The sequence below is a fragment of the Vibrio sp. HI00D65 genome (assembly GCF_001635455.1).
Taxonomy (GTDB): domain Bacteria; phylum Pseudomonadota; class Gammaproteobacteria; order Enterobacterales; family Vibrionaceae; genus Vibrio.
Genome location: NZ_LWEH01000608.1, coordinates 120,700 through 143,500, shown reverse-complemented (window position 1 = coordinate 143,500; position 22,801 = coordinate 120,700). Strand labels below are relative to the sequence as shown.

The following is a 22,801-nucleotide window of genomic DNA, read 5'->3' as shown; positions in this document are numbered from 1 at the left end:
CTGATCTTGAGTAGTTCGGCACTACTTCAACTATCTCATTACTCGGTGCATACTTGGTTTCGACCGTTTGCTTTTGCACGATATAAGGCTTTGTCTGCTCGATAGAAGGTACGCTGTGTATTTTCTCCCTCACGATGCATCGTGATACCAATACTGACTGTTAAGCCACGCTCACCGAGTATTTCGTGCCAACCAAATTGGAAAATGCGCTCACGGTAATTCTCCGAGTGCATTTCTGCCTTTACCATGTCGGTATTCTCTAGAATGACTAGGAACTCTTCTCCACCGAACCTGACACAGGAAGCGCCTCGGAACTTGAAGTATGACCTTAACTCTTGAGAAACACTCACAATTGCTTTATCACCCACTAGGTGGCTCAGCTCATCATTGATCGACTTAAAGTGATCAATATCGACAACCATGAGTGCGAAAGAGGTGTCGTGTAACAGCATGTCCTTTAGCTTCACATCTAACCATCGGCGGTTATGCAAACCGGTTAATGGGTCGGTGAACACATCTTGTTGTAGCTGTGCCACTGCGTTTTTGTGCTGCTCGGTTGTCTCTTTTAGCTCTCGGTTTTCTTGTTCAGAGAGGATGAGTTTAAGTTGCAGCTCGAACCTCGATAGGCGACGAAGTTGGCTGGCTCCAAGTTCACTGATAGGGATCTTTTTCATTAGATCCGTCTCAATTCTGTAGCCTTTTTTCTCGTAGCTTAATGCTTCCTGAAAACGTCCTTGGTTCATGCACACGTCGCTTAGCGAATCATAAAATCGTTTAGCGAGTACTGGGGATGAGTATACCTTCATGCGCTTGTCTGTACTCGACAAGATCATGCTGGCGTATTCTTGCTTGCCGATTGCACTTAAACAATGAGCGAGCTCGAGACGCGTCATGGTTGCTAACCAACTTGCTTGCATGTTGTTCGCAGAGTATTGAATCTGAGACAGGCAACGTAGAGCTTCTTGATACTTCTTCTTTGCACGCAACACTTTTGCTTGGTATAGCAATATTTGAGCAGTCAGTAGTTTGTTGCTGACCAGAATGCTGAGCTCTTCACACTCATTGAGCAGGTCACTTGCTGCAGTAATCCTATTCAGTAGAACTAGGCTCGCCACCATATGAAGCTTGAACTTAAGACGAAGTGAGCGACTACTTATCGCATGGTCAATGCTGTTTATTTTCTGGTAATAGCGGAGAGCTCGGTTGTGGTCGCCATAAGCGTCACACAGGTTACCCATGCCTAGAATTGCCATTGCGTATTCATTGATATAGCCATGTTCAACCGCAATGGATGACGAGCTAACGAATTCATTAAGTGCTGAAGTGTATTCACCAACTTCTACCAAGCGATCACTTAGGCTGGTTTTGACGGTCAGAATATCTTCTATATCTGTTGGTAAATTTAATAGATTGAGCGCCAGTCTAAGCTCTTCGATACTGGTTTGGGTTTGTTGCAGTTCAGCGCGATATTCCGAACTAATAATATAGCAGTGCGCTTGCTCGGTTTTGGTTGTCGAAACATGCTGGCGAATATGATTCCAGAATATGATCGCTTCTTCACCTGAAACGGAAGAGGGATCGAGACCGGCATCGGTGATTTTACTTAGTAGCGTTTCCATCAAACTCTTACCTCGGCATCGTACTCTTCTAGTTGTTCAAGAGTGAATGGGAACGTCAAAATGTCATTGAGGCTGACGGTTGGTTTTGAACCTTTTAATCCTTTTCTGTGCCATGGATAAATATCAAGCATGGTGTTTAGAGTTTGGAAGATTTGCTCTGCGGCTTCACCTTTTTCAGAGAGCATGAGCGCAACACGCTCGGAACTGAGCCTTGAAATGAAGTCATCTTGATTACATAAGGTGTGAGCGATTTCGGTACAGACATCTAAATAGTCGGGATCGACGTGTTGGAACATAATGATGCTGTGATTTGAACGCTTAAGCTCTGTTTTGAACAGAACCAGCTGTTCCCACCAACAGGTTTCAGACACAACATAAGAGAGATGCTTTTCAGGGTCATACTCGTGTTGGCCACGAATACGGTTGATGAGTTTTTTCGCTCTCTGCTCGAGTTGACGTTTTGAACTGCGTGCTTTATCTAACCCCACGCGAGTGGTCTGCTCTCGAAGCATGCCGATAGAGTATTGACGATACTTCTTAAAGGCGATTAAAGCGGCTTTAAAATCTTGGTTTTCTTCTGCGACCAAAGATTGTTGATAACAGATTTGGCTGAGCAGCTCACCATTATCAAACTCGTTTGCTGACTCCTCCGCAAGCCAGAGTAACTCTGCGGCTTGCTCTGGTCTCTTTTTGAGTAACTCTAAGCGTGCGCGGCTGATATAAGAGTGGGCTTTCATCCACACTAGGTTGTGCTCAACCGCAAGTTCATGGGCTTTGGCTGTGGCACGCTCAGCGTCATCTAAGCGCTCAAGCCCAAGTAGTGCAAGGCCTCTAAAGTCCCATACCTCGGCATGCCAAGTGTTGTCTTTATGTCCTTTTAACGCTTCTTCCGCACCATCTAATACCGACAGCATTTCAACATAGTTGTTAAGCAAGTAGTAATCCCAAGCGAGAAGGATTCTTGCTTTGCCTTCAAGCCAACCAATACGGCTGTTGTTTGCCACTTTAACCGCGAGTTGGTGTGTTGAACGAGCCAGCTTATATTCGTGAGTCATTCTCCAGATGTTGCCCAGACCAATGAGGCATTCGATCTGTATTTCGACTTCATCTACTAGTGCTGATTGTTCTAACGCATTGATCCAGAACTGTTGTGCAGAGTAGTACTTGGCTTGTCCCCAATATTGGAGCGCATGTAAGTGAAGGATTTCAGGAAGAAAAAGGTCGGTGTCTAATCGGTTTTGGCGCTTATAGGCTTCTTTGACGTACTTTAAACCTTTTTGGTAATCCATCAGGCTCCAGCAACATCTTGCCATTAACATAAGCGATTGGATCGCTCCTTCTTCAAACAGAACTTGCTCAGATCTGACGAGGCATTGCTGAGCAATCTCAAGGATCATCAGCGGTTCAGAGTCGACACGAGTTTTGAGTTGTTCTAGTTCTGTTTCAAGAAGGTACTGATTTTTGTCCAAGGCTTAGATCCGTAATTATCGAACATATTGATAACACAATCATTATAAGAGTGTGATTTAGGATAAGCCACTAATTATCTTTCTTAGAGCACTAAAGGAACACGTATCTTTTCCAATTATGGATGTTACCTCATGTTATTACTTAAAAATCAATGAGTTCCCGAATCACTATCTAGAGGTACGTTTCTATAAAAGTAGTTGCTTCAGGGTCAATGGCTGTTCCGCTACACCTAAGCGTTGCGCTGCCGTAAGCCCTTGCTTATCTTGGTAGCACAGATTGTGCCAAGCTCTAAATATATCGAGTAATGGAAGAATGCCACCAGGACGAAGCTTACGTCTAGGTTCATTAATAAAGCTATCAAATAGCACCTGAAAACGCTCTTGATAAAACTTAGTTTGTTGAATTGAAGCAGTATTAAACCACTGTTTTGGCTCTGGATTATTACCCGTTAGGTAGCAAATACCTTTCTGCTTATCACCTTGATTAGCAATAGCCCAACGATCGCGCCACCAACTCATATGGACGATGTCGATCTTTTCAAAACGGTGATCGTCTTGCCAGCCGGAATCTTCCTCTACATACATAAGGTCAATATTTTGACTCTGTATACGCGGCAAACACACGCTTAGGGCGGCAGATCTTAGTAATGGATCTTGTGGCATATAGATCGCTACGTGCTTATTTTCATCGCACATGTCTAATACATGTAGGAAGTGAGCATAAGACGTATAAGGTGGCCGAATTAGCGCCCCTTTTGACGGGTAGCTAAATGCTGTTAGATTCCCCATCGGGTCCTCAACGTTGCCTCGCGCCAAAATAACTTGGTATTGTTGCTCAATACGCTCTTTTAGCTTGTCTGAGCGTTGTGGTAGGTCAAGGTTTGCCTCTGAAGAGTGCTCTTTGGAGACAAAGCGTGCCATATCATCATACGGGTTGTGGTCAACATTTCCTGAGGGCTCTTCATTTTGTGAGTAATTTACATGTTGGCAAAGGATGTACCCAGAATGTGCTTCACCTGTCGCGATCCAAACCACACCGTTGTTGCTTTGAGGTTGTAAACGCTGATAGTGAGAGGCGAACTGATAATCTTTGGCATGGTTAACCCATCGAGCGTCAATCATCGCGAGTTTGCGACGACAACGGCTAGCGATATGGTCAACATGATCATAGAAAGTTTTAGGATTGATCTCTAATTTTCTGCAGATTTCACGTACAGAATATCCCATGAACAATAAGCCCATGAGGTTCTCTTGGAACTGGAGTTTTTTATTGGAGCCAGACCACTTGTCAACGAAGGTTGATTGGCAGTCTTTGCATCGATAACGCTGCCTGTCGCCACTGTAGCCGAAGGCATGGTAAAGATGTTTGTGAGTATGAACCGATAAGCCGAAGTTATCGCACTCATCATTACGACAGGCAGGGAGCCCATCGCTGTGAAGTTGTCTCAGGCGATGAAGTTCGCTTAACACTTCACGATTGTTAAGTAAGGGGGGGAAAGCTCCACATTCACGACAAACCATCGCTGGACGCTTAGGGTTAGCGTGTTGCAAAACATAACATTTTGCATCGCTCAAGCCAAAGTTGTCACACGCCAATGTTTTACAAAAGTTGAGTTGCAAACCATCTGCATCTTTTGGCAGCTTATCGTTAGACACGATCTCCCCCTCGGGATTATTTGAGCAGCCAAGCGAACTTGGCTGCGGGGTATTGCTTTTCAAAGTATCGTTAATCAATGATTAGATGTTGATAGCTGTCTCTAGAGCAACTTTCATCATGTCGTTGAACGATTTTTGACGCTCTTCTGAGCTTAGTTTTTCACCACGGATGATGTGGTCAGAAACTGTTAGGATTGTTAGTGCTTTAGCGCCTAGGTCTGCAGCAACGCCGTAGATACCTGCCGCTTCCATGTCTACACCTAGGATGCCTAGTTTTTCCATCTTCTCGAAGATGTCTGCTTCAGGTGTGTAGAATAGGTCAGCAGAGAATACGTTACCAACTTTCGCTGGAACTTCTTGAGCGCGCGCTTGGTTAACAGCTTCTTCAAGAAGACCGAAATCAGCGATTGCTGCAAAGTCGTGGTCGTTAAAACGAATGCGGTTAACTTTAGAGTCTGTTGAAGCGCCCATACCGATAACAACGTCCATAAGTTTAACTTCGTCACGTACTGCACCACAGCTACCGACGCGAATTACGTTCTTTACACCGTACTCAGCGATTAGCTCGTGTGTGTAGATGCAAGCTGATGGGATACCCATACCGTGGCCCATCACAGAAACTTTCTTACCTTTGTAAGTGCCTGTGTAACCAAACATGTTGCGAACGTCACAAACTTGCTTAACGTCATCAAGGAATGTTTCAGCAATGTATTTTGCGCGAAGCGGGTCACCCGGCATCAGTACTGTTTCTGCGAAATCACCAGCTTGAGCGTTAATATGAGGCGTAGCCATGGTCGTTCTCCAAAGTTTAAATGGTAATTTTAGGAACAGAATTTAATCAATTACCGATTCTGTTGAATTGAATTTGTTTTATTGAGGCAATATTAGCGAGTTAAAACCAGCCTCCATGAGACGCTAGTCACAAAATGGATCTGCTATTATCGTTTTATTAATATTGATAACCAAACCTGTTGAAAGCGTAAAGGCAATCGATTTTGTATCAATAAATTAAAGGTCAGATAAAGTAAATATTTTAGACGAAAGCGCAATTGCACCTGATGTTTGAGGCAACAATACATTGTAGAGACGTTTGATCAGCGATAATCTAAACTTTGATAAAGGCGGCAAACCAAGGAATTGTATGTTGTATTGCCCTAACTCGACGCTTATGTACTCCATAAAAACATATATACGTAAGATCGCTTTGCTCGCACAGCGAACGACTAGGCTTACTGTAAAAGGGACTTTGATTGCTGCTGGGATTGTGTCGTCGTGGGCCTCTGCGGCAACTTTTGAGCTTCCTCCGAAAGAGAGCCGCATTGTTGGCCGGATACAACAGCATGAAGTTGCTGCAGGTGAAACGTTAGCCATCATTGCTAAGCAATACGATATCGGTTTTCTCTCTTTAATGGCCGCAAATAAAGGCGTTGATCCTTTTCTTCCCCCTGAAGGTTATGTGCTAAGTATCCCTAGCCGCCTCATTCTTCCTGATACCCCAAGAAAAGGGATAGTGATTAACTTGGCTGAGCTTAGGTTGTACTACTTTGAGCCAGAGAAAAACCAGGTGCACGTATTCCCTGTCGGTATTGGTAGGATTGGACGTGATACCCCAGAGATGATAACCAAGATAAGCCAAAAGAGACCAAACCCGACTTGGACGCCGCCTAAGTCAATCCGTGAAGAGTATCTAGAGAAAGGTATTGAGTTGCCGAAAGTTGTTCCTGCTGGACCAGAAAATCCTCTAGGTGAGTACGCGCTGCGACTTGCGTATGGAGCTGGGGATTACCTGATACACGGCACCAATAAGGATTTTGGGATTGGTCTGCGTGTGAGCTCTGGCTGTATTCGAATGGAACCTAAAGATATCGAGTGGCTTTTTGAGCAGGTGAGCCGCGGTGAGCAAGTGTCGATTATTAATGAGCCGATCAAGATCTCGTTAGAACCAGATCGAAGTGTGTTTGTTGAAGCGCATGAGCCATTAACTCGAAGTGACGGTTCTAAGAAATCACTTCAAATTCCTGTTGAACTTAAGTGGTGGCTTGAAGATGCAGATTTGCCTAATTCAAAAGCTAAAGCGGTTATCTTTGCGCAAAATGGTGTACCTGTTGAAATTGCTCCTCCGGTGATTGAGTTTTAACGCACTTCTTCTTATCTGAGGCAGTTTGCTCTAATAGATTCGCCAATTCTCCTTAAAAAACAAAAGCACCACATCTGTGAAGAGGTGGTGCTATCGATGTACTGCTTTTGCGACTTATTTAATCTACAGCTTAATCGCGTTTAAATATCAAACTATTTAGTGTAAGACTCAGCGATGTTGTCGATACGGTCATTAGCACGATCCGCTTCTTCTTTTGCTGCCATAGCGGCTTCAGAAGCTTCTTGAGCTTTCATTTCTGCTGCTGCTTTATCACTCTTAAGTGCTTCAACTTCATTTGTAAGCTGAGCGACTTGGTTAGTTAGTTGATCCATTTCTGACACTGCAGCTTCTTCTGGCTCTGAAGAACAACCAGCTAGAATGAAAACTGAGGCTGCAGCTGCGATTAACGTCTTATTCATAAGAACTCCTTGCTTATTTAACATCAAAAGATGCGCTATACATTTTTTATCATATAGTCGCTTCATTAATGATTGTAGCGACTAATTTTTTAAGCGCAAAAACAATAACTAAAGAAATTGCTAAATTTTTGAGGTAATTAGCTGAGCATCACGTCCAGTCTCACTTATGAGATGGGTTGTTTTGAAGAGCTTTGTCTCTGATTTAATGCAGGCATCCTTTTGTTGTCAACGCATACAATGCTCTAAACAACTTTGTTAGTAAGGATAAATTTACTGTGATCTCTATCCTTATAATGCATTTTCGCGGTATCATGTCGCGTTAAAATAAATTTATTCAATACCATCATGACTGGAGAGTCCTTTGCACTTTAAAGATTTAGGCTTAGATAACCGCTTACTGAAGAACTTAAAACATTACGACTTTAAGAAAGCGACAGAGATCCAATCGAAAGCGATCCCTGTTGCTATTGCCGGTAAGGATCTATTGGCTTCATCAAAAACGGGTTCAGGTAAAACATTGGCGTTTGTTTTGCCAATGATTCACAAAGCATTAAAAACCAAAGCGTTTTCTGCTCGTGATCCTCGTGGTGTAATCTTGGCTCCTACTCGTGAGTTGGCTAAGCAGGTATATGGCGAATTGCGTAGCATGCTGGGTGGTCTGTCTTACGAAGCGACTCTTATCCTAGGTGGCGAGAACTTTAATGATCAAGTTAAAGCACTGCGTAAATACCCTCGTTTTATTGTAGCGACTCCTGGCCGTTTAGCCGATCACCTAGAGCACCGTTCGTTGTTCCTAGATGGTGTTGAAACACTGATCCTTGATGAAGCAGACCGAATGCTTGATCTAGGCTTTGCGCCTGAACTGCGCCGTATTGCGAATGCTGCGAAGCACCGTCGCCGTCAAACTTTGATGTTCTCAGCTACGCTTGATCACGCAGAAGTGAACGATATTGCTAATGAGATGCTAGACGCACCTAAGCGTATTTCCGTGGGTGTATCGAATGAGCAGCACCTTGATATCACGCAGCAATTCTACCTGTGTGACCACTTGGATCATAAAGAAGCGATTCTAGACCGAGTTCTGGAAGAGGCTGAGTACCGCCAGGTTATGATCTTCACGGCAACTCGTGCTGATACTGATCGTCTAACCGACAAGCTTAACGAGAAGAAGCTAAAAGCGGTTGCACTGAGTGGTAACCTAAACCAAACGCAACGTAATGCCATCATGAGCCAGTTCGAGCGTGCGGTTTACAAGATTCTAGTAACAACAGATGTTGCGTCACGTGGTATTGATATTCCAAACGTGAGCCATGTTATCAACTTTGATATGCCTAAGCACACTGAAGAGTACGTTCACCGTGTTGGTCGTACCGGCCGTGCTGGTAATAAAGGTGATGCAATCTCTTTGGTTGGTCCAAAAGATTGGGACAGCTTCAAGCGCGTTGAGCTTTACCTGCAGCAAGATCTTAACTTTTCAGTTCTTGAAGGCCTTAAAGGTAAGTTCAAAGGCATCAAGCCTCGTAAGCCAGCCTTCAAGAAGGGTGGTCCGGCTAAGAAAGCGGGCAAACCTCAAGCGAAGAAGACAGCGAAGAAGCCAGTTAAACGCGATAAGAGTTTCCACCAAAATGTGGCTGTAGGTGATAGCGTGTTTATTCCTAAGAAGAAAGTGTCGCCAAAAGTGGACGACGAGTAATCACTAGCCAGTTTAAAAGCTTTATTGATAAAGTTTAGATAAATAAAAACCGCCTATACAGGCGGTTTTTTGTATCGATGTTTCTCTACTTTTTCTTAGTCTAATTAAAACTTCGCTCATGATCCGTTTCTAAGAGCTGGGTATAACAGTATTTGAGTACATTGACTTCCGTCGATAACATTGAGTTAGCGATAAAATGTTAATCGCGTTATGGGGCGAATAATGTCATCCCAGGCAAATTTTACTAGTCAAAGTTAAAGGTCGATAAATGCGTCATGAGAATATGCTCTGCGAGATATTTGTGTACTGCGGTCGTAGGATGAGTTACCCCCCAAAAGACGTAATGGTCTGAACCATAGGCCGCACACTCATTGGTAAGGTTATGCTGGTAGAGATAATCGGCCGCAGAGTGACGTTGGATGTCTAAACAGGGTTCAGTTGCGTTTTGGAAACCATGCTGCTGCGGGTTTTCGGTAATGCTATCAAACAGAGTATAAGCATCGAATAGAACGATATTGAGTCCTCTTTGTTTGTAATAGCTCACCTGTTCTTCGATAAAGAGATTAAACTCGATAATCTTACGTCTTACGAGCTCTGTTTCCGCCTCGCTCGTATACTTAAATTGTGGTGCCTTAGTTGCGTCTGGGAGTGTAAATAGTAAGATGTTTTGAGCGCCAGACCCTGTTAGCCGAATAAGAGCGCTACTAAAATCGGCTTTTACATCGACGACAGAGCGGTCGTAATTCATAAAGTCGTTGAGTCCAAACTCTAAAGTAAACAGTGAGTTTTCCGGTTTATAGTTTTTAGTTGCCTCCATGTATTTTAAGTATGACGTCACTTGATCATAAACGCCTTTGAGCACGCCATACTGATTTGTGCCTGCTGCTCCACCAACTGCCCAGTTGTAAAGAGGTATATTTTTCTCTTTTGCCAAGTATTCGGTCCAGACCAAGCCGTTTGAGAAGTGACCTAAGAACCACGAGTTGGCATTTGGAAACACCCACTGTGAGCCGTTGAATAAGTTCCCAGTGTCAGAAAGGCTATCTCCAAATGTGATGATTCGATTAATTTGATTCTCTTGGCGTTCTTCGTCATTAGTCCATATTGAATGGTTGTAGGAGAAGCGACTGTCTGCTGCAAAATACGTGATATCTGCGGCATCATGCTGAAGGTCTAGGGTTTCATCACAACGTTGTTTAATTTCTGATTGCGGAGTTTCACTGAAGAACATGTTTTTGTAAGAGGAGGGTGACCACCAATATCCCTCAATGGTGTAATAATTGCCCTCTTTGTCTCTTGCCCATTTCCAATCCGTCGCGACTGAGTCATTTGATATGTCGGATCGGTACCAGCACCTTACGTATGTTTGTGTATCAAGCATCTGTTCTTGTATTACTTCATCGGGCATTGATGTCTCTGCCTGAGCTGATGCAATTTGGGGCATCGTCAGTGCAAATACCAAGATCATTTTCTTCATTTTCGAGTACTCATTTACCAAGGGTTGTGTGTTTAATTACTTGATTGTTAATAATTAGAATCAATATCAATTAAAAATGTATCGAACATTATTCGCTGTTACGTCAATTACTCATATAAAGCACGTGTAATAAGTGTTACATGGATCCAACTTTCAACGAGTTTACGTTTATTCACTTTTCTTTGGGCGCAAGCTCTTACCCGCATTTTTAGTGTTTTACTATTAGTATTTATGTTAATTAATGCTTATTAATCAGTTGCTTATTTTATATTTGGTTTGTTGTGACTTTCGTCGTTCAATGTTAATTCCTATTGTTTATTTCCTGTTCAACTTCACAAATCTCGAGCCGCTCTTTTTATTTTTATAAAATTATCACCTACGTTTTTGATACTCATCAGAGGTCTAACTTGTTTAAGGAGAGAGCATTGAAAAAGATATTAATTTGGACAATCGCCTGCCTATCGAGTATGGGGGTCTATGCAGGAACGAGCGCATCGGCGTTAGAAGTCAGTGGATACACTGAAACCAAATATCCCATTGTGTTAGTGCATGGCTTATTTGGGTTCGATACTTTAGCTGGTGTGGATTACTTCTACGGAGTGCCTGAATCCTTAACCAAAGATGGCGCGAGCGTATATGTTGCGCAGGTATCAGCGACGAATAGCTCAGAAGTTAGGGGAGAGCAGTTACTGGCTCAAGTCGAAACACTTCTAGCAGCAACAGGAGCAAATAAGGTCAACATTGTCGGGCATAGTCATGGTGGCCCCACAGCGCGGTATGTGGCCTCAGTGAGGCCAGACCTTGTCGCATCGGTAACGAGTATTGGTGGCGTTCATAAAGGTTCAAAAGTGGCGGATTTAGTCCGTGGAACGGTACCTGAGGGGTCAGTTTCAGAAGGGATAGCAGTTAAGTTGGCTGGTGGTTTGACGACACTCATCAATCTACTTTCCGGTGGTTCTGATCTGGAACAAGATGGCTTGGCATCATTAGAAGCGCTGACCACAGAAGGCTCTCTTGCTTTCAACCAGTTTTATCCTGAAGGGGTTCCAACCTCTGCGTGCGGTGATGGTGAGTGGCAAGCCAGCAACGGTGTTTATTACTACTCATGGACAGGGTCTTCCACTTTTACCAACCTTCTGGACCCAACCGATGCGGCGATGACAGTGCTAGGTTTAGCGTTCAACGAGCCAAATGATGGGCTTGTTGGAGCCTGTAGTGCTCACCTAGGTAAAGTGATTGGCGATGATTACAAAATGAACCATCTGGATGAGATCAACGGTTTGCTGGGCATCCATCATTTGTTTGAGACTGATCCGGTGACGTTGTATCGCCAGCACGCTAACCGATTGAAGTTGGCAGGCTTGTAGACTGTTTTGAAGATTCATTAACACCATAAGGAAAATATGATGATTAAGGCCGCCATTTTTTCGATAACCACGATAGCCCTGATGAGTGTAGCGGCGGTCTTTTTGTTATTTCCAGTGGAAGAGGGCTTAAACCCAAGTGGTGACAAACAAAGTATCTCCTCGTTGAAAGTGAGCTCTCAACAAGATACTGATATTGATAGTGCATCGGCCAAAGACACTATGGACTACTTTGTCTCTGGACAAACAGAGCTAACCCTTGAAGATATTCGTAGCAACGTTGCACAACATCATGCTCATTCACAGGGTGCGATTGTCGACGAGGTCTTGTTTACCAAATATCTTAATTACAAGTCGGCATTGACGTCATTGGACGTTCAGTTCGACCCCTCCTCGATCTCTGTCGATGATCTACAACGCTTAAACCTAGCCTTACTCGATCTTCAGGCTCAGTTTTTTAGCCCGAGCGAGATAAGTATTTTATTTACTCACGATAACCAAATGAGGGAAATTGCTCTAGAAAAGCTTCGATTGAAGCAAGAAGGGTTGAATGAGTTGGAGTACCAACAACGGTTAGACTCTTTAATCTCTGAGCAAGCCGATTATGTTCAAACGAGTCACAAGAATCAGGTTTTGCTTCAACAATTATCCAACTCTGAAGGGCTTGACCAGCAAGAGAAATACTTGAAGCGAAATGAGCTGGTGGGTGATGAAGCAGCGCAAAGGCTTGAAATACTTGACCAGCAAAGAGCGGATTTTGAAGGTGCTTTGGAGATTTACTTAGCAGAACGAAAAGATATCCTAGACGACACAGTGCTATCACAAGCCGAACGACAAAAGACAATCGCGAAGCTCAGAGTTGCCCATTTTCCTTCAAAGCAGATCAGAAGAGTCGAAGCGATAGAACGAATTTGGGATGCAGAGCTTGAGTAACGAAGTTTGTTCAACGAAAGAGTTTATTAGTGAAAAGCCAGTCACGAGTGACTGGCTTTTTGTTATTAGGTGGGGTGCTTTGACTATAAGATCGAATATTCAATCTTAAACTTTACACCTTGAAGTAACCCAACTGTTGCTTCTGTTGCTCTGCAAGATTAGACAACTCATGGCTGGCAGCAGCAGCTTGGGTAATGCCGGTTACGTTCTGGCTTACTAAGCTGTAGATGTTTGAGATATTGCGGTTGATGTCTGACGTCACTTGGCTTTGCTCTTCGGCTGCAGAGGCTACTTGAGTGTTAATCTCCGTCATGTCCGTTACCGAGTTAGCGATACCAGAAAGGGCGATACTCACTTCATTAGCAAGCGCTTGGTTTTGTTCTAGCATAGCCAGCGAGTTGCTCATACTTTCATTGGCGTTGCCAGATTGAATTTGCAAACCTTCGATAATGGTTTGGATCTCTTTGGTTGAGTCTTGAGTACGTGCCGCTAGCATTCGAACTTCATCGGCAACCACCGCGAAACCACGACCGCTTTCTCCCGCACGCGCCGCTTCAATGGCCGCGTTAAGCGCAAGTAGATTAGTTTGTTCAGAGATGCTTTGAATCACTTCAATTACTTTACCAATCTGTTCTGAGTGTTCTTTCAGTGTGCCGACAACATTCGCTGCTTCGCTAAGTTGAATCGCCATTTGCTCATTGGCTTTGTTGCTTTCGTTGAACAGACTCATGCTGTGCGTTGCCATCTCATCAGCTTGCTTAGACGACGAATCTGCTTGAACGGCATTTTCGTTAACGTGAGAAGCAGTGCTCTCCAGTTGATTCACTGCAGAAGCAACTTGCTCAACTTCTTGCTTCTCTTGATCTGAGTTCACGCTTGATTGCGTCATTACTGCTGCTAGCTCTGTGGAAGCTGAAGCGACTTCAATACTGATGCGAGAAAGTGAACTTACGGTGTCACGCAGTTGGTCTACCGATTGGTTAACGTCTTTTGCTAGGCGAGAGATTTCGTTATCGCCGTACTCTTCTGCTTTAACTAACAAGTTACCTTTGGCTACTTCACGCATGGTTGCTTGAATATTGCTTATTGGTTTAACAATGATGCTTGCGAGTATCCAGCTGATGCCTAGTGCGACTGAAAGGATAATTAACAGTGCTACTGTTGCCGAATCCAGTGTATTGGTGTGTTGCTGACCATTGATGTCTACTTCTTGTGTCGCAAGTAAGTTGAGTTTTTTAGATAGGGTACTGATGGCTTGTACCATCTCGTTGCCTGCATGACGGTATTGGTCAATGGCCAATTGGTAGCGTACATCGAAGTCAGAAGACAGAGCTGAATTACCATGTTTTGCCTTTAATAAAGGAAGCATTGTTGTACGAGAAAAGTCGACATAGTGATTCATCGCCTTACTCATCGCTGCTACTTCGCCTTGCATCCCCGGCACAGTATTTAAGGAGTTCAACAGACGAGTGTTCAGGTCACGCTTCTCATCAAGAGTTTGAACCAAGGTTTTCACATCATCTGCATTGAACAAGCTGTAGATCGCTTTGATGCGCATACCGTAGCTGTTGTCGACGATTTCGCTGAGTTCCTCTTTATGTAGGATCAGTCGGTCTGTTGCGATAGATACCTTTTTAAAGGCATTTTCTAGTTTGTCACCACCGATAATAACCCCCGCCAAAAGCAAAACGACGGAAAAGAGAACAGGTATTAGTATTTGTATTTTTATAGATAAGCCACTGAGAAGTTGGCGCATGTAATGTCCCTCTTTGAATAAATGAGCAGAAGCAATTGTTATTATTGTTATTAGTGGGTAATTCTAACTTCTGAGAATGACAATTCAATCAGTAATGGATTTGATTTATATATTGATGGTTATTTGATAGGTTTTGATTATTAATTGTTCCGACTGAGCTTATTTACCTTTGTAAAAATAAGGACAATAAGGGGGGGAGTTGCCCATGTCCTATGTAAATATGAGCCGAGATGGTTAATTACGCGTGTTGTTTTCATTTGGTAGGCATTAATACTTAGTGCTTATAGAACAAGCAAATGTATTACTTTGAAGGCATCTAAATAAGCATAGAACAAGAAAATAAGTTGCAGTTGTCATATAGGCTTCAATTTAGTGAAACACAACTGTCACATTCGGATTCTAAAGTGGGCACCGTTCAAGCAAACACAACATTACGGCAATAACGCCACGAAAGGAAATTTGTGATGAAAAAGACAGTTATCGGTGCAATCGCACTTCTAGGCGCTCTAACAGTGAATACAGCTTCAGCTAACGAAACTATCTCTGTAGTTGGCTCTAACAGTGCTTCTCCACTGGTTGAAGTTTTTGCAGAAACCTTCATGAATAAAGGTGAACCAGTGTTCATCGAGATTCAAGCTCCAGGTTCTTCTGCAGGTATCAAAGCAGCAAAAAATGGAAGTGCTGACCTAGGTATCTCTTCTCGTGAACTGAAAGCAGAAGAAAAAACAGCTGACCTGAAAGAGCTAGTTATCGCTCGTGACGGTATCGCAGTTGTTGTAAACCCAAATAATGAAGTATCTGCTCTTACTTCTGAGCAAATCACTTCAATCTACAAAGGCGATATCACTAACTGGAAAGATGTGGGTGGCGCAGACAAGCCAATCGTAGCAATCACTCGTGATACTGCATCTGGTACACGTGGTGCATTCGAGGACATCATGAAGCTTAAGAAGAAAATTGGTGATAAGAAAGTATCGGCTATCTCTCAGCGTGCACAAGTTGCGAACGGCAACGGCGCACTTAAAGTTTCTGTAGCAAGCAACCCATACGCAATCGGCTTTATCTCTTTGGGTACGGTTGACGAATCTGTACATCCTCTAACTATCGATGGTGCAGCTGCGACAGTGGCTAATGTTAAGAGCGGTTCTTATAAAGTTGCTCGTCCTTTCCTAGTGCTATACAAGTCTGGCGCTCCTACAGCTGAAACTCAAAAGTTTTTGGACTGGATGGTTTCAGACGAAGCTCAAGCTATCGCTGGTAAGAAAGGTTACATCACAGTTAACTAATCTTAACTGGCTCACTCTTAATTATTGCTCAGCCTGACTTTAGGCTGAGCCTTTTCTTTCAACTTTGGCTATTTAGAGCTCTTTTTGAGCCACAAAGTTTGAGATTTTATATATGACCATCGCACATAGTGAAAAGCTTATGAATACTGAAGCAACTCAAATCAATAAGCCGAGTCTGCGTACAAAAAAGCGCGTTGACTGGAAAGAAAGAATCTTTCACGGCTTGTTCTTGTCGAGTGCTGTAATCGGCATCGTATCACTAGCCGTTATCGCTTACTTTATCGTTGCAGAGAGTATCCCTGCATTCCAAGAGGCTGGTGTTTCTGGCATCGTTTTGGGTGTTGACTGGTTACCTCCAGCTCTATTCGGTGTTGCAACCATGATTGTTGCATCGATTGTGTCAACACTAGGCGCTGTAGTTGTTGGTGTACCAGTAGGTGTATTAACCGCTATTTTTATTGCCGAGATTGCTCCTAAGCGTCTTGCAGATATTATTCGTCCAGCAGTTGAACTTCTAGCGGGTATCCCGTCGGTAGTATACGGCTTCTTTGGTCTGGTAATTATCGTTCCAATGATTCAGAACATTTTCTCTGTACCAGCGGGTAACACCATCCTGGCAGGTATCATCGTTCTGGGTATTATGATTCTTCCTACCGTTATTACGGTTTCTGAAACTTCGATTCGTGCAGTGCCACGCACTTATAAAGAAGGTTCACTTGCACTGGGTGCTTCTAAAATCTACACGATTTTTAAGCTGCTCGTTCCGGCCGCTCGTTCTGGCATTATGACTGGTGTGATTCTAGGTATCGGTCGTGCACTTGGTGAAACCATGGCAATCATCATGGTGATGGGTAACGCTCCAGCAATGCCAGAAGGTATTTTGGACTCGGCTCGTACACTAACAGCGAACATTGCGATTGAGATGTCTTACGCAAGTGGCGTTCACGCAAATGCACTCTACGCAACCGGTGTTGTACTTCTAGTGTTCATCATGATGTTAAATGGTGCTCTACTTTATCTTAACCGTGAAAAATCGAAGTAAGCGGGGATGAGTAATATGGATCTCGTAAAACTAAAACAAGCCCGTCAAACTAAAGATAACATCCTAAAAGGTTTTATCTGGGCGGCAGCAGCAGTCACTGTTGGTTTCTTATTCTGGATTATTTGGTACATCCTATCGAACGGTCTGCAATACGTAGATTGGAACTTCATCACTGACGATTACACTCGTACTGGTGAAGAACGTGGCATTTTTCCAATGATCATCGCCACGATCTATATGGTAATTGCATCGATTGCCGTTGCAGCACCACTGGGCATCATGACGGCAATCTACCTAACTGAATATGCGAAAGTTGGTAGCCGACTGGTTAAAGCGATTCGATTCTGTACTGAGTCTCTTGCGGGTATTCCGTCGATTATCTTCGGTCTATTCGGTATGACCTTCTTTGTATCGATTCTTGGTCTTGGTTTCTCGATTCTGTCGGGCGCACTAACGCTAAGTATCCTGATTCTTCCCGTAATCATTCGTACTACAGAAGAAGCATTGATGGCAGTACCACAAACTTACCGTGAAGGCTCATACGGCCTTGGCGCTTCAAAAATCTACACTATCTGGCGTTTGATTTTACCGAGCGCAATGCCAGGTATCTTAACTTCGGTCATTCTTAGTATTGGTCGTGTCATTGGTGAATCAGCACCTGTGTTCTTAACAGCAGGTATGGTGGCACGAGTTCCTGAGTCGGTATTCGATTCTGGCCGTACACTAACGGTTCACTTATATAAGCTGACAACAGAGCTATTTACTATCGATGAGTGGAACCAAGCCTACGGTACGGCGACAGTCCTAATCGTATTGGTTCTCTTTATCAACATGGTTACAAAACTGATTGCGAGACGCTTCAACACGGCAACTTACTAAGCTCACTAGCTACTGGCTCAACAATAAAGAGAGCCCCGTGATAAAGAAAGCATCAAGTTAGACACGAATTTAAGAATTTAGAGATTACGAACATGAACAAATTTGATATTGAGAACCTAGATCTGTTTTACGGCGACAACCAAGCGCTTAAATCTATCAACCTGCCAATTCCAACTCGTCAGGTGACTGCTCTTATTGGCCCGTCTGGCTGTGGTAAATCAACACTATTGCGTTGTTTGAACCGAATGAATGACCTAATTGAAGGCGTTACTATCAAAGGTAAGTTGGATATGGATGGCACGGACATCTACGGCAATATCGATGTAGCTGACCTACGTATCCGTGTAGGCATGGTATTCCAAAAGCCAAACCCGTTCCCAATGAGCATCTACGAGAACGTGGCATACGGCCTGCGTGCTCAAGGTATCAAAGATAAAAAGCACATCGATGAAGTAGTTGAGCGCTCTCTACGCAGTGCAGCACTGTGGGATGAAGTAAAAGACCGTCTTAAAGCGCACGCATTTGGTTTGTCGGGTGGTCAGCAACAGCGTCTATGCATCGCACGTACCATTGCAATGGAACCAGATGTAATCCTGATGGATGAACCAACATCGGCTCTAGACCCAATCGCGACACACAAGATTGAAGAATTGATGGAAGATCTGAAGAAAGACTTCACTATCGTTATCGTAACGCACTCAATGCAGCAAGCGCGTCGTATCTCAGACCGCACTGCTTTCTTCCTAATGGGAGAGCTTGTAGAGCATAACGAAACCAGCGTTATCTTCAGTGAGCCAAAAGATGATCGCACTAAAGGTTACGTAAACGGTGACTTTGGTTAATCGACGATTTACGTGTGGTATTTAAGCGATTAGATACTTTTACACACTAACTGAAACGCAGGTTAGATAATCGAATAGAACGACAGAATTATCACTATAACTATAAGCGATGGAAGTTTTGCCCCACTTTAGGTGGGGCTTTTTTATGTGTCTAAAAAGACCCAATGTCGATGTGATTTTGGGCAGAGAATCCCATTTTTGTCGTCCTTCTCATGCTTGTGATAATGTTAAGGGTGAAACTGCGACCCGCTTAACATCTCATTTTTAGTTACATTGATTGCATATCAAGGCTTCTGTATTTTTGCTTTATTCTTAATCGCCAATGGAAGGAAGCTGTGCCTGTTAAAGCCTTTGCAAAACAAATATCTGCGACACGCGACCATCGTCTGTTGGCTGAGTCTCTTTTTGACTATCTGGTTAACGTGTTAGCCCCCAAGGGGATAGGAATATTTGCTGAGCCGACGTCAGAGAGCGACGCATTACCGCTATTCTCTCACGGCGAACTTTCTCCATTGGCTAACTATCCTGCTACATTTTGGCCTTGGATTGCCCAGTTTGATACCGCGGACGGGGTTTTGCCTATGGCTATCAACAGCTGCAAGTGGGAACACATGAAGGTACGTGGTGGCGAGTCATTCATCATGATGCTCGACAATGCGCCTGCCTCAAGAACTTATTTAATTGTTCAAAATTGTTGTACAGAGCAGATAAACCAGACTTTTGATCAAGACCTTGATGTACTTCAGTTGGCTGCAGCCCGTTGGCAGTGCATTCGAGCAGAGAAGAACGCTGCGCTAGAAATCAAACATAGAGACACACGTGAAGCTCAATACTTAGATGAGATAAAGCTACGTGAACTGTTTGTTGAGAACATGAAGTTGGTTCATCAGGTCGCGCTTGAGCTTTCCAATCCCGAATCATTAGATGCTTTGTATAAAGCCTCGGTTGAGGCTATTCGAGATAGACTAGGGTTTGATCGAGCGATCTTTATGTTGCTTGATATGAAAAAGCGGTGTTTCAGTGGGACTTATGGCACCGACGAAGCGGGTAAAACCAACAGTGAACACCACACTCAATACGATTTGCACCAACTTCAAGCGGAATACATTGAAGCGTTATCTGACAACCATACTAATCTAGTCATCATCGACAATGTGCCTCTGTATACAGAAGGTAAGGTGGTCGGGCAGGGGTGGAATGGCATGCTTATCTTGCGTGAAGGGGACAAACCTGTTGGCTGGATCGCCATGGATAACTACATTCATCGTTCACCGATTACTAACTATCAAAAGCAGATGCTTGAGTCTTTTGGCTCCTTGCTCTCTCAGATCTATATTCGCAAGCGCCAAGAGCAGAACATACGTATGTTGCACTCGAGTATGGTTGAGCTATCTCGATGCGATAGCGTCAGTGAAGTCTGTAAGTCCGCTGTTAGTTTTGCGATTCAACACCTAGGTATCGATCGACTGGCTGTTTTCCTAACAGACAAAAAATGCAGTTACATGCAGGGTACTTGGGGCACTGACATTAAAGGTAATATTGTCGATGAGTCTTATTATCGCTCTGAGCTAGTGGAACGTGACATTGTCGCTGCAGCACGTGTTTGTCCGAATCAAGTCGCGTTCGAAGAGTCGGGCCCGATTTACCACGATTTCAATATTGTTGGCGTTGGTTGGACGGCCATGACTATGCTCACCACAAACACGGGTGAGCCTATTGCGTTTATCGCTGCCGATAACTTGTTGACTCGCAGCCCTTTAACCTCACAGCTTAGTGAGGTCATACGTATCTTTGCTTCAAGCCTTGCTGAGGTGCTGCAAAGAACCATGGCTCAAGAAGAGCTGAAAAAACTCAATGAAACACTGGAGCAAGAAGTCAGTAAGCGCACTCAAGAGCTTGAGTTGGCGAATGAGCAATTAGACATCATCTCTAAATTAGATCCTCTTACACGCCTTGGAAACCGTCGTATGTTGTCGCAGGTTTTAGAAGAATTGAATTGCAACGATCAAGGTGCGTTTGCCTTGCAGAGCGAAATTACATTTGGGTTGATTCTTATCGACCTTGATCACTTTGGTTTGTATAACAGTGTCTATGGTCATACTGAAGGGGATGCAGCGTTGAGGACGGTAGGTGAGATACTGAATGCTAATGTTCACAATGACAAAGAAACCTTCTGTCGGATTGGCGGAGAAGAGTTTATGTTGTTGATGATTGGTACGAATCACTCAGAGACAAAGCAACGTGCAGAGTCGATTAGGAAATGCATTGAAGAGGCAAAAATCCTCCATTGTGAAAGTAGCACTAGCCCTTATTTAACCGCATCCGTTGGTTATGCCTCGATAACTTCTGACAAACGCCAATTTGATTTTGATTTGCTATATAGCAAGGCAGATAAAGCCTTATATCAAGCTAAAGGCTCAGGACGAAACCGAATTGTTTCTGCATTAAAACGTAAAAAAGTCACATCCTCTCTTTCTTAAAATAAAGGCCGTTAATCTTCATATGATCAACAGCCTTTGTGCTTTACTGTTCTTGACGAGCATTGTCGGCTAAAGCTTTTCTAGCGAGCTGTTATGCTTATTATTCGCTACTCTTCTGGGCTTCTTCACAGTTTTGATTGCCAGCTCAGAACTCCATGTTTGGGCTGATGAACCGGCTTCACCGTAAAGGCTTTGGTTTAGCTTAGTAAGTTCGGTTTCAACGGTTTCTAACGTCTCATCACTTAGGTCTGTATTTTCAGCTTTCCATTGCTCAAATAAGGTTCTGGTCATCACACCATTGTGCGCCTTTAGAGCGGTGACTAGCGCCTCTTCGGTGTTGGGAGATCTTTGTTCTGGGCGCTTCGGTTGTGTGATTTTTCCACGGCGTGACCAGAAGTAGAAAGCCATTGCTGAGCTGATTAGCCACAAAGCAGCGAATAGGGCGGTGAGATAAGGCCAGAAACCAGGATTATCGACATTAATCACCGTTGGCGCTGTTTGTTGGAGCGGCGCGCTAGCAACTGGAGGTGTGCTTGATACAACACGATCACTTGCTGTTACTGCTAGCTCTAAGCCCAGAGCTTTACTGGTTTGTTCTGATTGAGCATCAGTATTAAACCAAGCTTGGGAAACGTCAGGAAGCGAGATGTTTCCTGCTTCTTTTGGGATTAGTACCTGTTTGTACACTACAACTGCGTCGCCGGACTTTGTGGTACCAAATTGCGGCTTTTCTTCATAAACACGAACCGATTTAGGGTAGGTGATATTCAGTTTCGGTAGTTGGGGTTGCGTTAAGTTACTCGCCGTCATGGTAATAGTACGAGTTAAAGAATCACCCGCTTCCATTTCGATGGCTTGTTTGTCGCCTGCTAATTCATTGGTACTGGTTAATTCGTTACCTTGGCTATCCGACCACTGCTGAATCAGTTTGAAGTTCGATGTTGGTAACCACTCACCCTTGTAGCCTTTTGGCACATCCTTTACGGTGACATCTAAGGTTTCAACGGGCGTATCGAGTTGGAACAGTCGAGTTGCACCGGAGTTGTTGGTTGAGTAGACGACTGCTCCTGTTAGCTTCGGTCCGTTCAGCTTAAATTGACCTGCTTTTTGTGACGAGATTCGGAATAACTGTTGAACTACTGTCACCTCCTTTCCTTTGAGAACGTCTTGAAACTGCTTCGATTCCCCAATAGGTTCTACGTCTAAGCCAGAAGAGCTTGGTGGCGCTATTTTTGGCTCTTGTAGCCTTCTTGGGTCTGCTTTAATGATCAGTTTTACATCAAGCTCTGCAGTTTCTTGTGGGTATAGTGAGCTCTTACTTAGGTTAAGTTGAAACTCAGCCATATCATGTTGCGTTGGCGCTGACTTATTAACGGCCACATTGATGGTAATAGACTTGGTTTGGGCTCCTTTAATATCAAAGCTCGGGATCTGTATCTGGCCTAAGCGCAGTGGAGCAAGGGTGATGTTCCATTCACTAGATACCGAACGGCTACCATTAATGATTCGCATCGATGAACCAAAGCTTGGTGTACCGACATAGAAGTCTTGCTGAAGTGCGGTGAGATCCAGAGCATCAGAAGAGACCTTCTCGTCGGTGGTCACTCTAAGTAAGAATACTTCATCTTTGGTGACACTGTTCTGCGAAACACTCGCTACGGCATTCGCCGCCAATGCTGAAAATGATGAGAAAGCGCCCAACAGCAGCGTTAGGGCTATGGATAAAAATGGCTTATTTAGTAATCGCAT

17 protein-coding genes are annotated in these 22,801 nt (G+C 43.8%); 9 read left to right on the top strand and 8 right to left on the bottom strand.

Annotated features, from left to right (window positions below; translation table 11 throughout):
• Positions 1 to 38 precede the first annotated feature (38 nt).
• From A3712_RS24765 to deoD, 4 genes are all read right to left on the bottom strand, one after another.
• On the bottom strand, positions 39 to 1,619 hold the full coding sequence (locus tag A3712_RS24765) for a GGDEF domain-containing protein (RefSeq protein WP_063525362.1): 1,581 nt from the start codon (positions 1,617 to 1,619) through the stop codon (positions 39 to 41).
• The gene (locus tag A3712_RS24760) at positions 1,619 to 3,088 is read right to left on the bottom strand and encodes a hypothetical protein (protein ID WP_063525361.1); all 1,470 of its coding nucleotides are present in this window, start codon (positions 3,086 to 3,088) and stop codon (positions 1,619 to 1,621) included. Before A3712_RS24760 ends, A3712_RS24765 begins: the two co-directional genes overlap by 1 nt.
• A 186-nt stretch (positions 3,089 to 3,274) precedes the next feature.
• Positions 3,275 to 4,744, bottom strand: a complete 1,470-nt coding sequence (locus tag A3712_RS24755; protein WP_063525360.1) for a hypothetical protein — start codon at positions 4,742 to 4,744, stop codon at positions 3,275 to 3,277.
• 81 nt (positions 4,745 to 4,825) lie between these two features.
• Entirely contained in the window at positions 4,826 to 5,536 is a 711-nt protein-coding gene (deoD, locus tag A3712_RS24750; protein ID WP_063525359.1) for a purine-nucleoside phosphorylase, read from the bottom strand.
• 349 nt (positions 5,537 to 5,885) lie between these two features.
• On the opposite strand from deoD, the gene A3712_RS24745 reads away from it, so the two are divergent.
• Positions 5,886 to 6,881: a L,D-transpeptidase family protein gene (locus tag A3712_RS24745; protein WP_063525358.1), complete on the top strand. Its 996-nt coding sequence runs from the start codon at positions 5,886 to 5,888 to the stop codon at positions 6,879 to 6,881.
• 152 nt (positions 6,882 to 7,033) lie between these two features.
• On the opposite strand, the gene A3712_RS24740 is transcribed toward A3712_RS24745, so the two are convergent.
• Complete coding sequence (locus A3712_RS24740) at positions 7,034 to 7,300, bottom strand: Lpp/OprI family alanine-zipper lipoprotein (RefSeq protein WP_063525357.1); 267 nt, start codon at positions 7,298 to 7,300, stop codon at positions 7,034 to 7,036.
• Positions 7,301 to 7,661: 361 nt separating this feature from the next.
• Here A3712_RS24740 and A3712_RS24735 point away from each other — a divergent pair, with 361 nt between their 5' ends.
• Positions 7,662 to 8,993 (top strand): DEAD/DEAH box helicase, encoded by a 1,332-nt coding sequence (locus tag A3712_RS24735; RefSeq protein ID WP_063525356.1) that lies wholly within the window; start codon positions 7,662 to 7,664, stop codon positions 8,991 to 8,993.
• Positions 8,994 to 9,237: 244 nt separating this feature from the next.
• On the opposite strand, the gene A3712_RS24730 is transcribed toward A3712_RS24735, so the two are convergent.
• Positions 9,238 to 10,470: an SGNH/GDSL hydrolase family protein gene (locus A3712_RS24730; protein ID WP_063525355.1), complete on the bottom strand. Its 1,233-nt coding sequence runs from the start codon at positions 10,468 to 10,470 to the stop codon at positions 9,238 to 9,240.
• Positions 10,471 to 10,895: 425 nt separating this feature from the next.
• On the opposite strand from A3712_RS24730, the gene A3712_RS24725 reads away from it, so the two are divergent.
• Together A3712_RS24725 and A3712_RS24720 are read left to right on the top strand one after the other, a co-directional pair.
• Positions 10,896 to 11,837 carry an esterase/lipase family protein gene (locus A3712_RS24725; protein ID WP_063525354.1) on the top strand — a complete coding sequence of 314 codons (942 nt, stop codon included), beginning with the start codon at positions 10,896 to 10,898 and terminating at the stop codon, positions 11,835 to 11,837.
• 39 nt (positions 11,838 to 11,876) lie between these two features.
• A complete protein-coding gene (locus tag A3712_RS24720; protein ID WP_063525353.1) occupies positions 11,877 to 12,767 on the top strand; it encodes a lipase secretion chaperone in 891 nt (296 codons plus the stop codon).
• A 112-nt stretch (positions 12,768 to 12,879) separates the two neighbouring features.
• Here the strand turns inward: A3712_RS24720 and A3712_RS24715 are convergent, their stop codons facing one another.
• On the bottom strand, positions 12,880 to 14,523 hold the full coding sequence (locus A3712_RS24715; protein WP_063525352.1) for a methyl-accepting chemotaxis protein: 1,644 nt from the start codon (positions 14,521 to 14,523) through the stop codon (positions 12,880 to 12,882).
• A 464-nt stretch (positions 14,524 to 14,987) separates the two neighbouring features.
• On the opposite strand from A3712_RS24715, the gene A3712_RS24710 reads away from it, so the two are divergent.
• From A3712_RS24710 to A3712_RS24690, 5 genes are all read left to right on the top strand, one after another.
• Entirely contained in the window at positions 14,988 to 15,809 is an 822-nt protein-coding gene (locus tag A3712_RS24710) for a phosphate ABC transporter substrate-binding protein (protein WP_063525351.1), read from the top strand.
• 112 nt (positions 15,810 to 15,921) lie between these two features.
• Positions 15,922 to 16,851 (top strand): phosphate ABC transporter permease subunit PstC, encoded by a 930-nt coding sequence (gene pstC, locus A3712_RS24705; RefSeq protein ID WP_004737717.1) that lies wholly within the window; start codon positions 15,922 to 15,924, stop codon positions 16,849 to 16,851.
• Between the two features lie 15 nt (positions 16,852 to 16,866).
• Positions 16,867 to 17,730, top strand: a complete 864-nt coding sequence (gene pstA, locus A3712_RS24700; protein ID WP_063525350.1) for a phosphate ABC transporter permease PstA — start codon at positions 16,867 to 16,869, stop codon at positions 17,728 to 17,730.
• 92 nt (positions 17,731 to 17,822) lie between these two features.
• The gene (gene pstB / locus A3712_RS24695) at positions 17,823 to 18,572 is read left to right on the top strand and encodes a phosphate ABC transporter ATP-binding protein PstB (protein WP_004737715.1); all 750 of its coding nucleotides are present in this window, start codon (positions 17,823 to 17,825) and stop codon (positions 18,570 to 18,572) included.
• Between the two features lie 335 nt (positions 18,573 to 18,907).
• Complete coding sequence (locus A3712_RS24690; protein WP_063525349.1) at positions 18,908 to 21,052, top strand: sensor domain-containing diguanylate cyclase; 2,145 nt, start codon at positions 18,908 to 18,910, stop codon at positions 21,050 to 21,052.
• 69 nt (positions 21,053 to 21,121) lie between these two features.
• On the opposite strand, the gene A3712_RS24685 is transcribed toward A3712_RS24690, so the two are convergent.
• Positions 21,122 to 22,801 (bottom strand): BatD family protein, encoded by a 1,680-nt coding sequence (locus A3712_RS24685; RefSeq protein WP_063525348.1) that lies wholly within the window; start codon positions 22,799 to 22,801, stop codon positions 21,122 to 21,124.